Annotated in this window: 21 protein-coding genes; 17 read left to right on the forward strand and 4 right to left on the reverse strand. The window is 40.4% G+C overall.

The features are described 5' to 3' along the window. From tuf to HII17_RS08635, 3 genes are all read left to right on the forward strand, one after another. On the forward strand, nt 1-1,149 hold a 1,149-nt coding region (gene tuf, locus HII17_RS08625), incomplete at its 5' end, for an elongation factor Tu (RefSeq protein WP_169074975.1). Between the two features lie 120 nt (nt 1,150-1,269). Beyond that, entirely contained in the window at nt 1,270-2,274 is a 1,005-nt protein-coding gene (locus HII17_RS08630; RefSeq protein ID WP_169074976.1) for an energy transducer TonB, read from the forward strand. 73 nt (nt 2,275-2,347) lie between these two features. Next, nucleotides 2,348-2,821: a Crp/Fnr family transcriptional regulator gene (locus tag HII17_RS08635; RefSeq protein ID WP_169074977.1), complete on the forward strand. Its 474-nt coding sequence runs from the start codon at nt 2,348-2,350 to the stop codon at nt 2,819-2,821. A gap of 62 nt (nt 2,822-2,883) precedes the next feature. Here HII17_RS08635 and HII17_RS08640 read toward each other — a convergent pair whose 3' ends face one another. Then, nucleotides 2,884-4,695, reverse strand: a complete 1,812-nt coding sequence (locus HII17_RS08640; RefSeq protein ID WP_169074978.1) for an acyl-CoA dehydrogenase C-terminal domain-containing protein — start codon at nt 4,693-4,695, stop codon at nt 2,884-2,886. 320 nt (nt 4,696-5,015) lie between these two features. Continuing rightward, nucleotides 5,016-7,103, reverse strand: coding sequence for an elongation factor G (gene fusA / locus HII17_RS08645; protein WP_169074979.1), 2,088 nt, complete (start codon nt 7,101-7,103; stop codon nt 5,016-5,018). A 434-nt stretch (nt 7,104-7,537) separates the two neighbouring features. On the opposite strand from fusA, the gene rpsJ reads away from it, so the two are divergent. The 11 genes from rpsJ to rpsQ are packed head-to-tail and all read left to right on the forward strand — an operon-like array spanning nt 7,538 to nt 12,481. Further along, complete coding sequence (rpsJ, locus tag HII17_RS08650) at nt 7,538-7,849, forward strand: 30S ribosomal protein S10 (protein WP_057179762.1); 312 nt, start codon at nt 7,538-7,540, stop codon at nt 7,847-7,849. A 14-nt stretch (nt 7,850-7,863) separates the two neighbouring features. Then, nucleotides 7,864-8,502, forward strand: coding sequence for a 50S ribosomal protein L3 (gene rplC / locus HII17_RS08655; RefSeq protein ID WP_169074980.1), 639 nt, complete (start codon nt 7,864-7,866; stop codon nt 8,500-8,502). Between the two features lie 18 nt (nt 8,503-8,520). Then, nucleotides 8,521-9,126 (forward strand): 50S ribosomal protein L4, encoded by a 606-nt coding sequence (gene rplD, locus HII17_RS08660; RefSeq protein WP_169074981.1) that lies wholly within the window; start codon nt 8,521-8,523, stop codon nt 9,124-9,126. Next, on the forward strand, nt 9,123-9,425 hold the full coding sequence (gene rplW / locus HII17_RS08665; protein WP_169074982.1) for a 50S ribosomal protein L23: 303 nt from the start codon (nt 9,123-9,125) through the stop codon (nt 9,423-9,425). Before rplD ends, rplW begins: the two co-directional genes overlap by 4 nt. An 11-nt stretch (nt 9,426-9,436) precedes the next feature. Next, on the forward strand, nt 9,437-10,261 hold the full coding sequence (gene rplB / locus HII17_RS08670) for a 50S ribosomal protein L2 (RefSeq protein ID WP_169074983.1): 825 nt from the start codon (nt 9,437-9,439) through the stop codon (nt 10,259-10,261). Nucleotides 10,262-10,291: 30 nt separating this feature from the next. Beyond that, a complete protein-coding gene (rpsS, locus tag HII17_RS08675; RefSeq protein ID WP_068545009.1) occupies nt 10,292-10,567 on the forward strand; it encodes a 30S ribosomal protein S19 in 276 nt (91 codons plus the stop codon). A gap of 11 nt (nt 10,568-10,578) precedes the next feature. After that, entirely contained in the window at nt 10,579-10,911 is a 333-nt protein-coding gene (gene rplV / locus HII17_RS08680) for a 50S ribosomal protein L22 (RefSeq protein ID WP_169074984.1), read from the forward strand. 11 nt (nt 10,912-10,922) lie between these two features. Then, nucleotides 10,923-11,618, forward strand: a complete 696-nt coding sequence (gene rpsC, locus HII17_RS08685; RefSeq protein WP_169074985.1) for a 30S ribosomal protein S3 — start codon at nt 10,923-10,925, stop codon at nt 11,616-11,618. A gap of 10 nt (nt 11,619-11,628) precedes the next feature. After that, nucleotides 11,629-12,042 (forward strand): 50S ribosomal protein L16, encoded by a 414-nt coding sequence (gene rplP / locus HII17_RS08690; RefSeq protein WP_169074986.1) that lies wholly within the window; start codon nt 11,629-11,631, stop codon nt 12,040-12,042. Further along, nucleotides 12,042-12,233: a 50S ribosomal protein L29 gene (rpmC, locus tag HII17_RS08695; RefSeq protein WP_169074987.1), complete on the forward strand. Its 192-nt coding sequence runs from the start codon at nt 12,042-12,044 to the stop codon at nt 12,231-12,233. The genes rplP and rpmC overlap by 1 nt, the downstream gene beginning before the upstream one ends. Beyond that, on the forward strand, nt 12,233-12,481 hold the full coding sequence (rpsQ, locus tag HII17_RS08700) for a 30S ribosomal protein S17 (RefSeq protein ID WP_169074988.1): 249 nt from the start codon (nt 12,233-12,235) through the stop codon (nt 12,479-12,481). Before rpmC ends, rpsQ begins: the two co-directional genes overlap by 1 nt. On the opposite strand, the gene HII17_RS08705 is transcribed toward rpsQ, so the two are convergent. Then, complete coding sequence (locus HII17_RS08705; protein ID WP_169074989.1) at nt 12,478-12,639, reverse strand: hypothetical protein; 162 nt, start codon at nt 12,637-12,639, stop codon at nt 12,478-12,480. The two genes, rpsQ and HII17_RS08705, sit on opposite strands and share 4 nt — an antisense overlap. 121 nt (nt 12,640-12,760) lie before the next feature. On the opposite strand from HII17_RS08705, the gene HII17_RS08710 reads away from it, so the two are divergent. Beyond that, nucleotides 12,761-13,111, forward strand: a complete 351-nt coding sequence (locus HII17_RS08710; protein WP_169074990.1) for a DUF3302 domain-containing protein — start codon at nt 12,761-12,763, stop codon at nt 13,109-13,111. A gap of 2 nt (nt 13,112-13,113) precedes the next feature. Continuing rightward, nucleotides 13,114-14,262 (forward strand): HlyD family secretion protein, encoded by a 1,149-nt coding sequence (locus tag HII17_RS08715; protein ID WP_169074991.1) that lies wholly within the window; start codon nt 13,114-13,116, stop codon nt 14,260-14,262. Between the two features lie 67 nt (nt 14,263-14,329). Here the strand turns inward: HII17_RS08715 and HII17_RS08720 are convergent, their stop codons facing one another. Continuing rightward, entirely contained in the window at nt 14,330-16,525 is a 2,196-nt protein-coding gene (locus HII17_RS08720) for an OsmC domain/YcaO domain-containing protein (RefSeq protein ID WP_169074992.1), read from the reverse strand. 456 nt (nt 16,526-16,981) lie between these two features. Here HII17_RS08720 and nosR point away from each other — a divergent pair, with 456 nt between their 5' ends. Beyond that, a complete protein-coding gene (gene nosR, locus HII17_RS08725) occupies nt 16,982-19,078 on the forward strand; it encodes a transcriptional regulator NosR (protein WP_169074993.1) in 2,097 nt (698 codons plus the stop codon). The last annotated feature ends 44 nt before the right edge of the window (nt 19,079-19,122 follow it).

Here is a 19,122-nt window from a genome sequence, read left to right on the forward strand (position 1 = left end):
GTTAACGTTGGTACTATCGGACACGTTGACCACGGTAAAACTACTTTAACAGCTGCTATCTCTGCAGTATTAACGAAAGCTTTCGGTGGTGATGTTCGTGACTTCGCACAAATCGATAATGCTCCAGAAGAGCGTGAGCGTGGTATTACAATCAATACATCTCACATCGAATACGATACAGAGACTCGTCACTACGCACACGTAGACTGTCCAGGTCACGCGGATTATGTTAAAAACATGATCACAGGTGCTGCACAAATGGACGGCGCGATCTTAGTAGTAGCTGCTACAGATGGCCCAATGCCACAAACACGTGAGCACATCTTATTATCACGTCAGGTTGGTGTACCTTACATCATCGTATTCATGAACAAATGTGACATGGTAGATGACGAAGAGTTATTAGAATTAGTAGAGATGGAAGTACGTGAACTTCTTTCAGAATACGATTTCCCAGGTGATGACTTACCAGTAATCCAAGGTTCAGCATTAGGCGCACTTAACGGTGAAGCACAATGGGAAGAGAAAGTATTAGAACTTGCTAAAGAGTTAGATACTTACATTCCAGAGCCAGAGCGTGCAATCGATGGTGACTTCATCTTACCAATCGAAGATGTATTCTCAATCCAAGGTCGTGGTACGGTTGTAACTGGTCGTGTAGAGCGCGGTATCATCACAGTAGGTGACGAAGTAGAAATCGTAGGTATCAAAGAAACTACAACAACTACTTGTACTGGTGTAGAGATGTTCCGTAAGCTTCTTGACGAAGGTCGTGCAGGTGAGAACTGTGGTGTATTATTACGTGGTACTAAGCGTGAAGAAGTTCAACGTGGTCAAGTATTATGTAAGCCTGGTTCAATCAACCCACACACTAAGTTCGAGTCAGAAGTATACGTACTAACGAAAGATGAAGGTGGTCGTCATACACCATTCTTCAAAGGTTACCGTCCACAGTTCTACTTCCGTACAACTGACATCACAGGTGCAGTAGAGCTTCCTGAAGGTGTAGAAATGGTAATGCCAGGCGACAACTTAAAGTTTGTTGTTGAGCTAATCAACCCAATCGCGATGGACGAAGGTTTACGCTTCGCAATCCGTGAAGGTGGCCGCACAGTAGGTGCTGGTGTTGTATCTAAAGTTATCGACTAATATCGATAAACACTAGAATACACAGAAAAAGGTCGCGTAAGCGGCCTTTTTTGTGCTTACCTTTTAGTTTGTTATCATCAACCACCATATGCTTGGTGTGCTAATTTTCAAGGAAGAGTTATGCAAAATATTTATCTCATTTTTTTATTATTGCCTTTTTTAACGTTTGCCAACGAGTTCACTCAGCCTGCGGTAATAGAGAATTTAAACCAGAAATACCAACAAACACCTGCCAAAACTCGAACAGAGTCTTTTGCATACATGAGCTATATTATCGACAAACAGGGCTTAGCTAAGGATATTGTTATTGTAAATGATAGCGAATTCTCAAATATGTCTGTTAAAGCAAGGCAATATGTTGAAGGATTACGATACCAACCAGCGAAGAATGGTAATAACATTGTAGAGGTCGAAGAAACACTGTTTTGGCGTTACGATAAAAGCTTTTATCGCAATAGTAACGATGGGATTTCTCCGTCTTATCAGAAGATTTACTCTCAAATTCAAAAATTATTGGCGAGTGATAAGACAGCAGCAAAGGAGAAATTAATTGTTTTGCGTAACAAAACAAAGAATTTAACTGAACAAGCTTACTACGCTTGGATTAGCTCAGTTTATTTCGCGCAGACTGGTGAATGGGGTGAATATAATAAGCAAGTGTTTAATGCATGGGTACTAAGGCAGCATTTAGATAATAACTCAGCACATATAGCGACAGAGAACCTCTTCGAAAGTGCAATGTATTTAAAGGACTTTCGCTTAGCGCTAGAGGTAGCTTCTTCACTTAGACGTTTAAGAGGTAAAAAACTGACAGACAAAGCTTATGAAGGCTATATTACTGCCATCAAAAAGGCACTTGATGAATCTACAATATTATCTAAACAATACTTATTAGATTCAGCAAATCATGTTTATCATAAGTTAGCTAGACAAGAGATTGAGATTACAACAACATCTCAGGCAGCTTTAGATACGCAATTGCGTTGTGCTAACCACATAGCCTACTTAAAAAATACCCGGGAGTTAATGTTATCTGATACATGGAAGAATTGTCGACTATTGATAAAAAGTGATTCAGATTCGGGGGTTTCGATAACGGAAACTGGTAATCAACATTTGCTTTAGGACAATTTATAAGACTTCTCTGTAATGTTAAATAGTGATAAAAATAAGCTCTCTCTTTATTATGTGATTAATTATGCTTCCACTTAACAACATATCTAAACTTAAGTTGCTGGAAATAATCGGGCGCATTACCTTCTTCAAAGCGTTTACGATAAATGAACGAGAAAAGTTGCTTAACAGCACCAAAGTCTATAAATGTATAAAAGACCAAAACGTACAGTCAGAATTAGATCACAATAGTCATTTTTATATTGTTCTTACGGGTGAGGTTGAAATCACACGACAAGGGGGCAAACAACCGCTTGGCAAAATATCTGCGGGTCAATTTATAGGTGAAGGCAGCTTCATTAAAAAGAGGCCAAAAAGCGCTAGCGCTAAGGCGGTTTCTGATTCTCTTGTCCTATGTATGGATCAAGATACATTACATGGACTGCCATCGACACTGAAAGATAAATTTAAAGATGCAGTAATTGAAGGTATGGCACAACGAATACATTATTTAAGTGACGAAATTCAACAATTTCATGATAAATTTTCACCCAAATAATGATAGATAAAAATGGACACCCCATAACGTTGCATTAGTTGGGGCATCCATATAAAAGTTAGTTAAAACTGATCGATTTCAATCTTCATTAATGAATTAGCATCGCTCATCATAGTATTTGTTAACGTTTTAACTCGAGGGAAAATACGGTCAAAATAAAACTCTGCTGTTCTTACTTTAGCCTTATTAAAGTTTTTGTCACCTTTGCCAGCCGTCAAATTTTCATTCGCTGATTGAGCCATCATTGCCCACATGTAAGCCATAAATATATAGCCAGAATACATCAAGTAGTCTACCGAACACGATCCAACAAAGTCTCGGTCTTTACGTGCTTTCAACATCAGAGATACTGTGTGTCGTTGCCAATTAGCAACTTCTTTACTTAGTTGCCAAATAAACTTATGCATGCGTTTTTTCTGTGGGTTACCTGAAATCATGCTGTGATCTTTACAAAAAGCGAGTATTTCAATACTGAATGCTTTGAATAGCTGAGCGCGGTCTAACAATATTTTACGACCAACTAAATCTAACGCTTGAATACCTGTTGTGCCTTCGTAAAGACTAGAGATTCTCACATCACGAGCGTTTTGCTCTAAGCCCCACTCTTTAATGTATCCGTGACCACCAAATACTTGAATTGCATGACTTGCAGATTCATTACCTAATTCTGTTAAAAAGGCTTTAAGAATTGGTGTTAAAAACCCTAACTTGTTATCTGCTGCTTCTTTTTGCTCAGGGCAGGATGCTTGATCCATTTCATCGGCTATTTTCGCAGCGTAATAGGTCATTGCTCTTCCACCTTCGACAATCGCTTTTTGCGTTAGCAACATGCGGCGAACATCTGGGTGATGGATAATAGGGTCTGCTATTTGGTCAGGTGCCTTCTTACCGCTAAGTGAGCGCATCGACATGCGGTCTTTGGCATATGCTAAACTTGTTTGATAACCAAGCTCTGAAGCAGCAACACCTTGAATAGCCGTACCTATACGTGCGGTATTCATAAAAGTGAACATACACTCAAGCCCTTTGTTTTCTGGGCCAATTAAGTAACCTTTAGCACCATCAAAATTTAGTACTGCTGTTGCAGAAGCTTTTATACCCATTTTGTCTTCTATCGAACCACAAACAACAGGGTTACGCTCACCAATACTGTTATCTTCATTAATTAAAAACTTTGGTACGATAAAAAGTGAAATACCACGTGTACCTTTTGGAGCATTAGGTAATCTAGCAAGTACAATATGGATGATATTTTCTGTTAAATCATGCTCACCCGCTGAAATGAAGATTTTACTTCCTGTTATAGAGTAGCTTCCATCATCGTTTGGCTCAGCTTTGGTTCGTATTTGACCTAAATCAGTACCACACTGTGCTTCTGTTAAACACATGGTGCCACTCCATGTGCCCTCGGTTAGTTTAGGCATGTAAATGTTTTTCTGTTCATCACTACCATGCTCTAAAATAGTATTCATTGCGCCAAGGCTTAGACCTGGGTACATGCCGAACGACCAGTTTGCTGTACCAACAAGTTCACTTTTAATTAAACCTAGAGAAACAGGAAGGCCTTGTCCGCCGTATTCTGTAGGATGTGCCAACCCTTGCCATCCGGCCTCTATATATTGTTGGTAGGCATCTTTAAAGCCGCTAGGTGTCGTTACTTCACCGTTATCAAAACTACATCCTTCCTTGTCGCCAGAATGATTAAGCGGTGCAAGCTCATTTTCACAAAATTTTGCACACTCTTCGACAATCGCGTCGACTAAGTCAGGGGTAGCTTCTTCATAAGCTGGAAAAGTTTTGTAATGCTGTTCGAATTTGAATACATCATTAACCAAAAAATTAATGTCTGATACTGGGGCTTTAAAGTCTGTCATGATTAGCTCTCTATAATTCCTATTATTGAGATGTAGAGGGAAATCATCTCAACTGGTCTGATGAGTTTAGTCCGAAATGACGAAAGGATCAATAGCGCACACCTGTAAGTTGAAAATTACCTACTAGTAAACAAGTGTAGCCTGAATTTTAGGAATTAGTGGAGTGTGGCTGTCAATGATTGCGAGAATGAAACAATTACCATCTAGTAAATTTTTAGATAACCGACATCGTTGACCGTAGGGCATTGTAGCAATGTAAATTAGAAGCAATAAAAAAGGCCGCAAAAGCGACCTTTTAAATCAATTACGTAAAAAGTAAATTACTTCTTCTCGTTACGCTCTTTAACTTCAGCGATAACTTCTTCAGCAACATTTTGAGGTGCTGCAGCGTAGTGGCTGAATTCCATAGAGAATTGTCCACGACCTGAAGTGATAGTACGTAAGTGACCGATGTATCCAAACATCTCTGAAAGAGGTACGTCAGCTTTGATACGAACACCCGTAGTACCAGCTTCTTGGTCTTTGATCATGCCACGACGACGGTTAAGGTCACCAATTACATCACCAACGTGATCTTCTGGAGTGAATACATCAACTTTCATGATTGGTTCAAGAAGTTGTGCACCTGCTTTTGGAATTGATTGACGGAATGCGCCTTTAGCAGCGATTTCGAAAGCAACAGCAGATGAATCAACTGCGTGGAAGCCACCATCGAATAATTCAATCTCAACGTCAAGTACAGGGAATCCAGCTAGAACACCTTCGTCCATCATGCCTTTGAAGCCTTTCTCGATTGCTGGGAAGAATTCCTTAGGAACGTTACCACCAACAACTGTAGACTTAAATGTGAAACCAGAGTTTGGTTCACCTGGCTTGATGCGGTAATCGATCTTACCGAATTGACCAGAACCACCAGATTGTTTCTTATGCGTGTAAGAATCTTCAATTTCTTGAGTGATAGTTTCACGGTAAGCAACTTGTGGTTTACCTACTTGAAGTTCAACACCGTAAGTACGCTTAAGGATGTCTACTTTGATATCTAAGTGAAGCTCACCCATACCTTTAAGGATGGTTTCACCTGAATCTTCGTCAGTTTCAACTTGGAAAGTTGGATCTTCAGCAACCATTTTACCGATCGCGATACCCATCTTCTCAGCACCGCCTTTCTCTTTAGGAGATACAGCAATTGAGATTACAGGTTCTGGGAATACCATCGCTTCAAGAGTACAAGGCTGTTTAACGTCACATAGTGTGTGACCAGTTTGAACATTCTTCATACCTACGATAGCTAAGATGTCACCAGCTTGTGCTTCTGTAAGCTCAGTACGGTCTTCAGCTTGCATTTCTACCATACGGCCAACGCGTTCTGTTTTACCAGTAAACGAGTTAAGGATGGTGTCACCTTTCTTAATCTTACCTGAGTAGATACGTACGAAAGTAAGTGCACCGAAACGGTCATCCATAATTTTGAATGCTAGGGCACGGAACGGCTCTTCTGCATCAACGATTGCGAATTCACCAGTTGGTTCACCTTCTTCGTCAGTTAACGGTTGAGGTGGAACTTCTGTTGGAGACGGTAAATAGTCAACAACAGCATCAAGAAGAAGCTGCATACCTTTGTTCTTGAATGCTGAACCACAGTATGTTGGGAAGAACATTAATTCGTTAGTACCTTTACGGATACATGCTTTGATTTGCTCTTCAGTAGGTGTCATTTCACCTTCTAAATATTCCATTAGCATGTCTTCGTCTGCTTCTAAAGCAGTTTCGATCATTTCTTCACGGTAAGCTGCAGCATCATCAACCATATCAGCTGGAATGTCTTCAACTTTGTAGTTTTCTGGTTGACCTGAATCATCCCAGATGTATGCTTTTTGAGATAAAACGTCTACAACACCAACGAAGTTATCTTCTTCACCAATTGGTAAAGTCATAACTAATGGACGTGCACCAAGTACGTTTTGTACTTGATCTTTAACACGGTAGAAGTTTGCACCTAAACGGTCTAACTTGTTAACGAAGATTAGACGTGCAACTTTAGATTCGTTAGCGTAGCGCCAGTTAGTTTCTGATTGTGGCTCAACACCACCAGAACCACAGAATACACCGATACCACCATCAAGAACTTTTAATGAACGGTAAACTTCTACAGTGAAGTCAACGTGACCCGGAGTATCGATTACGTTAAAACGGTGCTTTTTCCACTCACAAGTTACAGCAGCAGACTGGATAGTAATACCACGCTCAGCTTCCTGTTCCATGAAGTCAGTTGTTGATTCACCATCGTGAACCTCACCAATCTTATGGATCATACCTGTAAGTTTCAAAATTCGTTCAGTTGTGGTGGTTTTACCAGCATCAACGTGAGCGAAAATACCAATATTTCTGTATTTGCTTAAATCTGCCATTGTATTGCTCTATTAATCTAAAATTAGGTTAGTGAATAAAAACCGCGCGAGTATACCAGAACTAAACAGAAACAAACACCAAAAAGTAAAATAATTCGCATATACGAATGACTAATTATTGTTCTATTTAAAACTAAGCTTGCTTTTTAATTGTGCAACTCGCTCTGCTTTATATATAGGTAGAATTATTTTGGCTTAAAATCCCAGAAACGCAAATAACTGTTGCACTTTTGGTCAGTTTGAGTATAATGCGCGTCCACGTTGAGCTATGCTCTCGTGAGTAAAGCAGGTTTGGACGGTTATTTACCTATAAATTTGCTTAATTACAGCAGCTCCGATTTGGAGTTGAATGATTTAATCGGTACACCCCCCTTTATCTAAAATAAAGGAGATGGGTCGTACTTTGTTCGTTCTTTTTAAAGGGGATTTGATTCATGTCAAATCAAAGAATTCGCATTCGTTTGAAAGCGTTTGATCATCGTTTGATTGATCAATCTACAGCAGAAATCGTTGACACTGCAAAGCGTACTGGCGCACAGGTTCGTGGTCCAATTCCACTTCCTACTCGCAAAGAGCGTTTTACAATTTTGATTTCTCCACACGTTAACAAAGATGCGCGTGACCAGTACGAAATTCGTACACACAAGCGTTTAATTGATATCGTAGAACCAACTGAGAAGACTGTTGATGCATTAATGCGTTTAGACTTAGCAGCTGGCGTCGACGTTCAAATTAGCTTGGGTTAATAGGGGGTTTTAACATGACTATAGGTCTAGTTGGACGTAAAGTTGGTATGACTCGTATCTTCTCTGAAGATGGCGTTTCTACTCCAGTAACAGTCCTAGAAGTTGAAGCGAACCGTGTTGCTCAGGTAAAAACTGTAGACAACGATGGTTACTCAGCGATTCAAGTTACTACTGGCTCTAAGAAAGCTAACCGCGTAAACAAGCCGACAGCAGGTCACTTTGCGAAAGCAGGTATCGAAGCAGGTCGTGGTTTATGGGAATTCCGTTTGAATAACGGTGAAGGTGCTGATTTAGCAACTGGTAGCGAAATCACTGTTGAATTATTCAACGAAACAAAATTAGTAGACGTAACCGGTACATCGAAAGGTAAAGGTTTCCAAGGTGGTATTAAGCGTTGGAACTTCCGTATGCAAGATGCTACTCACGGTAACTCTATTTCTCACCGTTCAAACGGTTCGATCGGCCAGTGTCAAACACCAGGTCGTGTATTTAAAGGCAAAAAAATGTCTGGTCATATGGGTGCTGTGAAGACTACTACACAAAACCTTGAATTAGTTCGCGTAGATGCTGAACGTAACTTGCTTCTTATTAAAGGTGCAGTTCCGGGTCACGTAAACGCTGACGTAATCATCAAACCAGCTGTTAAAGCCTAACGTCTGAGGAGAATTTTGATGGAATTAGCATTAAAAGACGCATCAGGCGCTGTTGAAGTTTCTGAAGCAACGTTCGGACTTGAGTTCAACGAAGCACTAGTACACCAAGTAGTTGTTGCATACGCAGCAGGTGCTCGCCAAGGTACAGTGAAGCAAAAGAACCGTTCAGAAGTTAGCGGCGGTGGCAAGAAGCCATGGCGTCAAAAAGGTACTGGCCGTGCACGTGCTGGTACAACTCGTGGTCCAATCTGGAGAACTGGTGGCGTAACATTCGCTGCACGTCCTCAAGACCACAGCCAAAAAGTAAACCGTAAAATGTATCGTGGTGCGATCAAAAGCATCTTATCTGAATTAGTTCGTCAAGACCGTTTAGTGGTTGTAAACGACTTCGCAGTAGATACACCTAAAACTAAAGACTTAGTTTCTAAGTTAAAAGGTTTAGAGCTTAAAGATGTATTAATCGTTACACCAGAAGTAGATGAGAACTTATTCTTATCAGCTCGTAACTTATACAAAGTTGACGTTGTTGACGTACAAGCTATTGACCCAGTTTCTTTAGTTGGTTTCGAAAAAGTTTTAGTAACTGCTGAAGCGGTTAAGCAAATTGAGGAGATGTTAGCATGATGAACGAAGAACGTTTATTGAAGGTGCTTTTAGCGCCAAACATTTCTGAAAAAGCAACGTTAGCTGCTGAAGCAAACAACACTGTTGTTTTCAAAGTTGCTACTACTGCTACAAAAGCTGAAATCAAAGCTGCTGTTGAACAACTTTTCGAAGTTAAAGTTGACGGTGTTCGTACTTTGAATGTTAAGGGTAAAACAAAGCGTACAGGTGCTCGTTTTGGTCGTCGTAGCGACTGGAAAAAAGCGTACGTTACTCTTGCTGAAGGTAGCGACATCGACTTCGTTGGCGCAGAAGCATAGGAGAAGTACAAATGGCTGTTGTTAAATGTAAACCAACTTCTCCGGGTCGTCGCCACGTAGTTAAAGTGGTTAACCCGGACTTATACAAAGGTAAGCCTTACGCACCATTATTAGAGAAAAACTCTAAGTCTGGTGGTCGTAACAATACTGGTCGTATTACAGTTCGTCACGTTGGTGGTGGTCACAAGCATCACTATCGCGTAATTGACTTTAAACGTACTAAAGACGGTATCCCTGCGAAAGTAGAGCGTTTGGAATATGATCCAAACCGTAGCGCAAACATCGCTTTAGTTTTATATGCAGACGGTGAACGTCGTTACATCCTAGCACCTAAAGGTGTTAGTGCTGGCGATTCAATCCAGTCTGGTGTTGATGCACCAATCAAAGCAGGTAACACGTTGCCACTTCGCAACATGCCTCTTGGTAGTGTAATTCACGCAATCGAATTGAAGCCTGGTAAAGGTGCTCAAATCGCGCGTGCTGCTGGTACTTATGCACAATTAGTTGCTAAAGACGGCGCTTATGTAACTCTACGTCTTCGCTCAGGCGAAATGCGTAAGGTTGAAGCGGATTGTCGTGCAACTTTAGGTGAAATCGGTAACGCAGAACACATGTTACGTTCTCTTGGTAAAGCTGGTGCTTCGCGCTGGCGTGGTGTTCGTCCTACCGTACGTGGTGTGGCGATGAACCCGGTTGATCACCCACACGGTGGTGGTGAAGGTAAAACATCTGGTGGTCGTCACCCTGTTTCACCTTGGGGTGTACCTACGAAGGGTTACAAGACTCGTAAGAACAAGCGTACTGATAAGTTTATCGTACGTCGTCGTACTAAATAATAGTACTAGTTAATTTAAAGAGGAAATACCATGCCACGTTCTCTCAAGAAAGGTCCTTTTATTGACCTACACTTGTTGACGAAGGTAGAGAAAGCTTTGGAAAGCGGGAACAAGAAACCTATTAAGACTTGGTCTCGTCGCTCAATGATCATCCCTAACATGATCGGATTGACCATCGCTGTCCATAATGGCCGTCAACACGTACCTGTGTTTGTAACTGATGAAATGATCGGACACAAACTAGGTGAATTTGCACCAACTCGCACTTACCGTGGTCACGCTGCGGATAAGAAAGCGAAAAGATAAGGGGAAGTTAAATGGAAGCTATTGCTAAACATAAATTTGCCCGTGGTTCTGCTCAAAAAGCACGTTTAGTTGTAGACCAGATTCGTGGTTTACACGTTGAAAAAGCGTTAGAAATCTTAGAGTACAGCAACAAATCAGCTGCTGACTTAGTTAAGAAAGTTCTAAACTCAGCGATTGCTAATGCGGAGCACAACGAAGGTGCAGACATCGATGAATTATTCGTTAAAACTATTATGGTTGACGATGGTCCAACGATGAAACGTATTAAGCCTCGTGCGAAAGGTCGCGCGGATCGTATCCTGAAGCGCACAAGTCACATTACTGTGATTGTGGCAGATAGCTAGGAGATATTAGTATGGGTCAAAAAGTTCATCCTACCGGTATTCGCTTAGGTATCACAAAGCCTTTCGCGTCTACATGGTTCGCAAGCACAAAAGAGTTTGCAGATAACATTCACGGCGATCACTTAGTTCGTCAATACTTATCTGAAAAATTGAAGCGTGCTTCATTATCAAAAATCGTAATTGAGCGTCCAGCTAAATCAATCCGCGTAACAATTCACACGGCTCGTCCAGGTGTTGTTATCGGTAAGAAAGGCGAAGATGTAGAAAAATTACGTTTACATGTATCTAAACTTGCTGGTGTACCTGCGCAAATTAATATTGCTGAAGTACGTAAGCCTGAAATGGATGCACAGCTAGTTGCTGATAGCATTGGTAGCCAATTAGAGCGTCGTGTAATGTTCCGTCGTGCTATGAAGCGTGCTGTACAAAACGCTATGCGTTTAGGTGCTAAAGGTATCAAAGTTGAAGTTAGCGGTCGTTTAGGCGGCGCGGACATCGCTCGTTCAGAATGGTATCGTGAAGGTCGTGTACCTTTACATACGTTACGTGCTGACATCGATTACGCGACTGCACGTGGTGAAACGACGTACGGTACTATCGGTATCAAAGTGTGGATTTTCAAAGGTGAAGTAATTGGTGGCATGCCTGCACAGGTAGAAGCTCCAGCTCCTAAGCCTAAGAAAAGAAACAACCGCAAGAGCAAGTAGGAGTTAAGTAATGTTACAACCAAAACGTACTAAATTCCGTAAGCAAATGAAACTGCGTAACCGTGGTCTTGCACACACTGGTAGCTCAGTTAGCTTCGGTACTTACGGTTTGAAATCTGTTGAGCGTGGTCGTATGACTGCTCGTCAAATCGAAGCAGCTCGTCGTGCGATGACACGTCACGTTAAGCGTCAAGGTAAAATTTGGATCCGTGTATTCCCAGACAAGCCAATTACCAAGAAACCTCTTGAGGTTCGTATGGGTAAAGGTAAAGGTTCTGTAGAATATTGGGTATGTCAAATTCTGCCAGGTCGTGTTCTTTATGAAATGGAAGGTGTATCTGAAGAATTAGCACGCGAAGCTTTCGAGCTTGCAGCAGCTAAACTTCCGTTCAAAACAACCTTCGTAACTAGAACGGTGATGTAATGAAAGCTAGCGAACTTAAAGAAAAAAGCATTGAAGAGTTAAATGCTGAACTACTTAACTTATTACGTGAGCAATTTAACTTACGTATGCAAGCAAGTACTGGTCAGTTAGCTCAAACACACATGCTACGTACAGTGCGTCGCAACATTGCGCGCGTTAAGACAATCATCACTGAGAAGGCAGGTGCGTAATGACTGATAAAATCCGTACATTACAAGGTCGCGTAGTTAGCGACAAAATGGACAAGTCGATCACAGTTATGATTGAGCGTCGTGTTAAGCACCCTATCTACGGTAAATTCATTACGCGTTCAACTAAGTTGAAAGCACATGATGAAGAAAACGTATGTAACATGGGCGACTTAGTAACTATTCGTGAATGTGCACCAATTTCTAAGTCTAAAGCTTGGACATTGGTAGACGTATTAGAGAAAGCTTAATTAGCATTTTCTAACTCACAATAGATACTGTCAGAAAGCTCTGCTGCTTTACCAATTAGGTACAAGTTAGCAGGGCTTTTTTTATGGGTAATATAATACCAAAGCCTGTTTATTTTAATCGTTTCTCTATCTTTACCCTTACCCTTATCTCGTGCCATTTGTTGACGCAATAAATAAAACCTAATCAATAATACTAATTAAAATAAGCTTAATAAAACTGACAATTAGTCGTTCTTTACTATATTAAGTAGGTACAATTTAATTTGTTGAGGTTTATAAATGCTGGATTATTTAGCTCTTTTTTTAGTCTTCTTTGTCCCAATTGTTATTTTTTATGGAGTAATTGTCATACATGACATTCCTTATGAAATAGCTGTACATAGAAATCACCCACATCAAGATGCAATTCACGTAGCAGGTTGGATAAGTCTACTTTTTCTTGGAATTATTTGGCCATTTTTATGGATATGGGCAACTCTATATAAACCAGGAGTTGGTTGGGGTATGCAAAGCCATATTTCAAAGGGAGAAGTAAGCGACACAGAGCTTTCAAATTTGAAAATAGCTGTGGCTGACATGAAGTCACGTATTACTCAGTTAGAAAAAATGCAAGCGAATATGGAGGAGTAACTATGGATTTGCTTATTATTCTAACTTACACGGCATTTTGTATCTCCATATTTAAAATATTTAAAATTCCTTTAAATAAGTGGTCAATACCAACAGCTGTATTGGGTGGGGTGGTGCTTCTTTCATCCATCATGATAATGATGAACTACCTTCATCCATATGCTAAATATGGCAAGGAAGTTTTTGCTTCTATTCCTATAACTCCACTAATTGGGGGTAACATCCAAACTATCGATGTTGAACCAAATCAAGAAGTAGCTCAAGGCGACGTACTCTTTACCTTATACAATGATGAACAGAAATTAAACCTAACTAAAGCAGAGGCTGCGTTAGAGCAGGCTAAGAACCAGGTTTTACAAGAAGATGAATCACTCAATACGGCTATTGGTCAAGTTGCCCAAGCTGAAGCAGATAGGGATAGGACGAGAACAACTTATTTACGTTATAAAAAAGGACACGAAAAGGGGGGAGACAGCTCTCCATTTACCCAACAAGAGCTAGATAATCGGAAGAAACTTTATGAAGCCGCTGAAGCTAAAGTAGATACAGCGCAAGCAAATGAAAGGAAAATAAGGCTTGCAACAGAGTCGAACATCTTTGGGGAAAATACTAATGTAGCCCAACTAAAAGCGGCAAGAGATAAAGCGGCATTAGAATTAGAGCGAACCATTGTCCGAGCTCCTGTTAGAGGAACTGCAACTCAGGTTTCTATGAGACCTGGAATGAGAGCCGGTATTTTGGCTATGCGCCCTGTACTTACTTTTGTGCCTAAAGAGAAAAGAAGGTTTGCGGCACGGATGTGGCAAAACTCACTTCTCAGGTTGAAAAAGGGGCTAGATGCAGAAGTTTTATTGGATGCAGTGCCAGGGCATATTTTTAAAGGTAAAGTTGTTGATGTTTTGCCTGCGATGGCAGAAGGCGAAATACAAGGAAGCGGAAGCTTAATAGGTGCTCAGCGATTAGCCGTTCATGGCTTTGCAATAGCGATTATAGAATTAGACGAAGACTTAAATGATTATAATTTACCTAAAGGAGTACAAGGACAAGCTGTAGCTTACAACCATGAAGGAGATTTTTTACATACTAGTATGGTTCGGCAAATACTACTTAGAATGATGAGTTGGATTAAATACGTATACCCCATTAAATAAATTACATAGCTGATAGAAAGTAATGTGGTAAAGATGCCTAAGCCTTTACAGCTCAGGCATCTTTTCATTATTCAGCTAACTTAGCTCTTGCTGAATGCAGTTTTTTATAACTTTCTATTAAGCGAAGATGGGGCTCAATGCCTTCCAACGCCATGCTAGTTTCAGTAAGGCCATGGAAGTTAGCTTCTCCATTAATTAGGCTAATCACCTCGCTCATACGCTCTTCGCCATACATTCGGGTCAGGGCGGTTTGATAATCCTCAAATTCAAGTTCATCACTTAACGCAATTTCTAACGTATTGTGGACAGCGTGGAAGAACATCGTACGTTCAACGGTATTGTCGTTGTATTGCAAAAAATCCCCGATTAATTCATAGGCTTGCTCTAAACCGCCAACCGCTAGATAAATAAGTACCTTAAGTTCGATAATAGTTAATTGCCCCCAAGCGGTATTTTCATCAAATTCAATTCCGATTAGGGTGCGAATATCGATATAGTTGTCTAGTTGACTGTCTTCTAATCGCTCTACTAAATCAATTAGTTCATCTTCTGATAAGCGATGAAGGTTTAGAATATCTTCTCGATAATCGAGCGCTTTATTGGTGTTATCCCAGATTAGATCTTCAACCGGGTACACTTCAGAATAATCTGGTACTAATATTCGACAAGCGGCAGCACTGCCATCTGGTGTTAAACCATCAAAGCTGGCGATATATACTTCTTTGCCCATCGTTTCTAAAATCCCCAATAATTGGCTGTTTTCTTCTTCATTCGTGCCAGAAAAATCCCATTCAACAAACTCATAGTCATGCTTTGTGCTAAAAAAGCGCCAAGAGATTACACCGGTCGAGTCGATAAAATGTTCAACAAAATTTTCTGGTTCAGAAACTGCCATGCTATTAAACGTAGGTTTTGGTACATCGTTTAATCCTTCAAAGCTTCTACCTTGTAAAAGCTCTGTTAAACTGCGCTCTAGTGCTACTTCAAAACTTGGATGTGCACCAAACGACGCAAATACACCGCCATTTCTTGGGTTCATTAAAGTGACGCACATTACTGGGAATTGACCGCCAAGCGATGCATCTTTAACTACGATTGGGAAACCTTGCTCTTCGAGCCCTTGAATACCTGCCAAGATACTGGGGTATTTTTCTAAAACCGATTGTGGCACATCTGGCAGTACAATTTCTTGCTCGATAATTTGGCGTTTAACAGCACGCTCGAAGATTTCCGATAGGCACTGCACTTGCGCTTCAAATACGTTATTGCCGGCACTCATGCCGTTGCTAAGGAATAAATTCTCAATTAGGTTTGAAGGGAAATAAACGGTTTTACCGTCTGAATTTCGTTTATAAGGAATAGAAACAATACCGCGCTCAATATTACCTGAGTTGGTATCAATTAAGTGTGAACCACATAATTCGTCATCTGGGTTATAAATATCAAGAGTGTATTCGTCTAAAAGGCCCCTAGGCAAGGAATCGTCATCTTCTAACGGGAACCATTTTTCATTTGGGTAGTGAACAAAGTCAGCATTAGCAATTTCTTCACCGAAGAATTGGTCATTGTAGAAAAAGTTACAGTTCAAACGCTCGATAAATTCACCTAAAGCAGAGCAAAGGGCACTTTCTTTACTAGCGCCTTTACCGTTGGTGAAACACATAGGTGAAGCAGCGTCGCGAATATTTAACGACCATACATTGGGTACGATATTTCGCCATGAGGTTACTTCTATTTTCATGCCTAAACCTTCCAAAATACTAGTCATATTTTCGATGGTTTTTTCTAATGGTAGATCCTTGCCTAAAATAAAGGTGTTAGCGTCGTCTTCAGGCGAAACCATGATCATGGCTTGCGAGTCAGCATCGATATTTTCTACAGGTTCAATTTTAAATTCTGGGCCTGTTTGTACGACTTTTTTTACTGTGCAGCGCTCTATCGAACGTAAAATCCCTTGGCGGTCTTTGTCGGAAATACTATCTGGCAATTCAACGTTTATTTGAAAAACCTGATTATAACGATCTTCAGGGTCGACAATATTATTTTGAGAAATGCGAATATTGTCGGTGGATATATCTCGTGATTTACAATAAACCTTAACGAAATAAGCAGCACATAAAGCTGAAGATGCTAAAAAATAATCAAAAGGACTCGGCGCAGAACCGTCACCCTTGTAACGAATGGGTTGATCGGCAATTACGGTAAAATCATCAAATTTTGCTTCAAGTCTTAAGTTATCAAGAAAATTAACTTTAATTTCCATACAAGATTCCAGTGTTGTACATCAGCCCTAACTTAATACAGCGTAGTGAGAAAATTAGTTGAGCACATTAAATTTGTAAATGTTGGCTTAATTATCGGTGTTTTGTTGGCAATAGTCTTGAATAAAATGAAAGAAAGGGAAAATTACATTTAGCTGGGCGATATTGGTGGATTGGTGGCCAATGACTTAAATTAGAAGATAACCGAGGTTTTTTCATTTTTGTAGCAGTTGTAGCGAACTTTGATGAAAGAGCAGTATTCGACTACTAACAATGCCTAATCGTCAAAGGATAAAAACCTTAATTAATATAGGGTTTTGGACAAGGAAGGTTAAATTTGATGCAGATCAACTCTAGGCTTGTTATACCTTCAAATCAACAATTATGCGTAACAAGTTTGCTGCAACACTGCTATTTTGTACACACCAAAAAGATAGTGTCAGTAGGAGTGGAATCTAATGCGTTTAGCTGTTGTTGCGTTTGTTATAGCTATACTAGGCTTTATTTCGCCTAGCCACGCATTATTTGTTAGTCCTCCAAAAGATCCTATTCCATTGATCAAAGAAATATTTCCGGAACTGACGGAAATTGTCGATAAACAAGGTACTCCTGCCTATTGGGCGATCAAAAAAGGCGACAAAATTATTGGCTACGCCTTTGAAACCAACGATATTGCTAGGATACCGGCCTATTCTGGTGAGCCGGTCAATATGTTAGTAGCGATTGACCCACAAGGAAATTATTTATCAGCTAAAGTGCTTGAGCACCATGAACCTATCATTTTGGCAGGCATACCTGAAAGTAAACTTGATGACTTTTCCACTCAATATGCTGGCTTATCTGTCGCACAAAAAATTAAAGTTGGTGGCAATGCAACGCAAGGCACAGTAAATATCGATGGCCTTTCTGGTGCGACAGTTACCGTACGAGTGATGAATGTCGCGATTACCCGTGCTGCGCAGGAAGTAGCGAAATCGCATGGCATTATTGAAGAAAGTGCGCTAAACGCAGTTCCTATGGCTACCGTTAAGCAAGAGGTCTATAGAGCTACAGACTGGCAAACATTAGTCGGAGACGGCTCGATTAGACGTTTGTTGCTTAAACGTGGTGCTATTGATGAAGCATTTAAAGGTACTGAAGCAGAAGAGATAGATAAAGCATCACCTGAGCAAAAGCAGGATATGTTTGCAGATATTTATTATGCACAGGCTAATTTACCTAATGTCGGCAAAAACCTGCTCGGCGAAGTTGAGTATCAGTGGTTAACTGAAACCTTACAACCTGGTGAACATGCCATTATTGTCATGGGTAACGGCTATTCATTTAAAGGTTCAGGTTATGTTCGCGGGGCAATTTTTGATCGCATACAAGTAGTGCAAAACGATATTAATATCGCTTTTCGCGATTTAGACCACCATCGTATCACAGATTTACAAATTGACGGTGTACCGACATTCAAAGAAATGTCGTTGTTTATTATTCGTGAACATGAAGGCTTTAATCCTGGTGTGGATTGGCAGTTCGAATTATTAGTTCGCCGACAAACCGGCCCATTAGATAGTATTTTCACGACATTTAAAGGTGAATATTCAGCACTCGATAGTTATGTAGACCGCCCAGTTGTCGAGCCAGAATTAACCTTGGCACAACAAGTTTGGCAAGAAAAGCAGGCTGAAGTTGTTATCTTGATTATAGCGATGAGTATTTTGGTCTTTATGCTGTTTTTCCAAGACGTCTTCGTTCGCCACCCGAGTTTCATGCATAATTTTAGGCATATCTTCCTGATCTTCACCGTTGTTTTTATTGGCTGGAGCTGGGGCGGTCAGTTATCTGTGGTTAATGTCTTTACCTTCTTACAAGCATTTATGGATGACTTTAGTTGGGATCTATTCTTACTTGACCCAGTTATCTTCGTACTTTGGATAGCGGCAGCGGTTACTATCATTATTTGGGGACGAGCTGTTTATTGTGGTTGGTTATGTCCTTTTGGTGCGTTGCAAGAATTGATGAATGTGTTTGCTCGCTACATCAATATTAAGCAATTTGAACCACCATTTGCCATTCACGAAAGGTTATGGGCAATTAAGTATTTAATTTTACTTGGCTTATTTGGTCTTTCTTTAGACTCTCTAGCGATGGCTGAGCAATTTGCTGAAGTAGAGCCATTTAAAACAACTTTCTTACTAAAATTTGATCGTAGCTGGCCATTTGTAACCTATGTGGCTGTCTTGTTGTTCATCAATATATTTAATCGAAAATTCTTTTGCCGTTATTTATGCCCTCTAGGGGCTGCATTGTCGGTACCTCATGGCGCGCGTTTATTTAGCTGGTTGAAGCGTCGTCCAGAGTGCGGTACGCCGTGTAAAACATGTGCAAAGGAATGTGAAATTCAGGCAATCGAGCCTGATGGCACCATCAATATGCGCGAATGTCATTATTGTTTGGATTGTCAAATGACCTATTTCAATGACGAGAAGTGTCCACCATTGAAAAAAATGGCTCGAAAAAAACAACAATATAAAAAGCAGGCGATACCTGTCGACGTTGTTAACTAACGATAAGGCATCAACAACAACAATAAATAGATGCTTAAATTTTG

This window comes from Thalassotalea algicola (assembly GCF_012932965.1).
Classification (GTDB): Bacteria; Pseudomonadota; Gammaproteobacteria; order Enterobacterales; family Alteromonadaceae; genus Thalassotalea_F; species Thalassotalea_F algicola.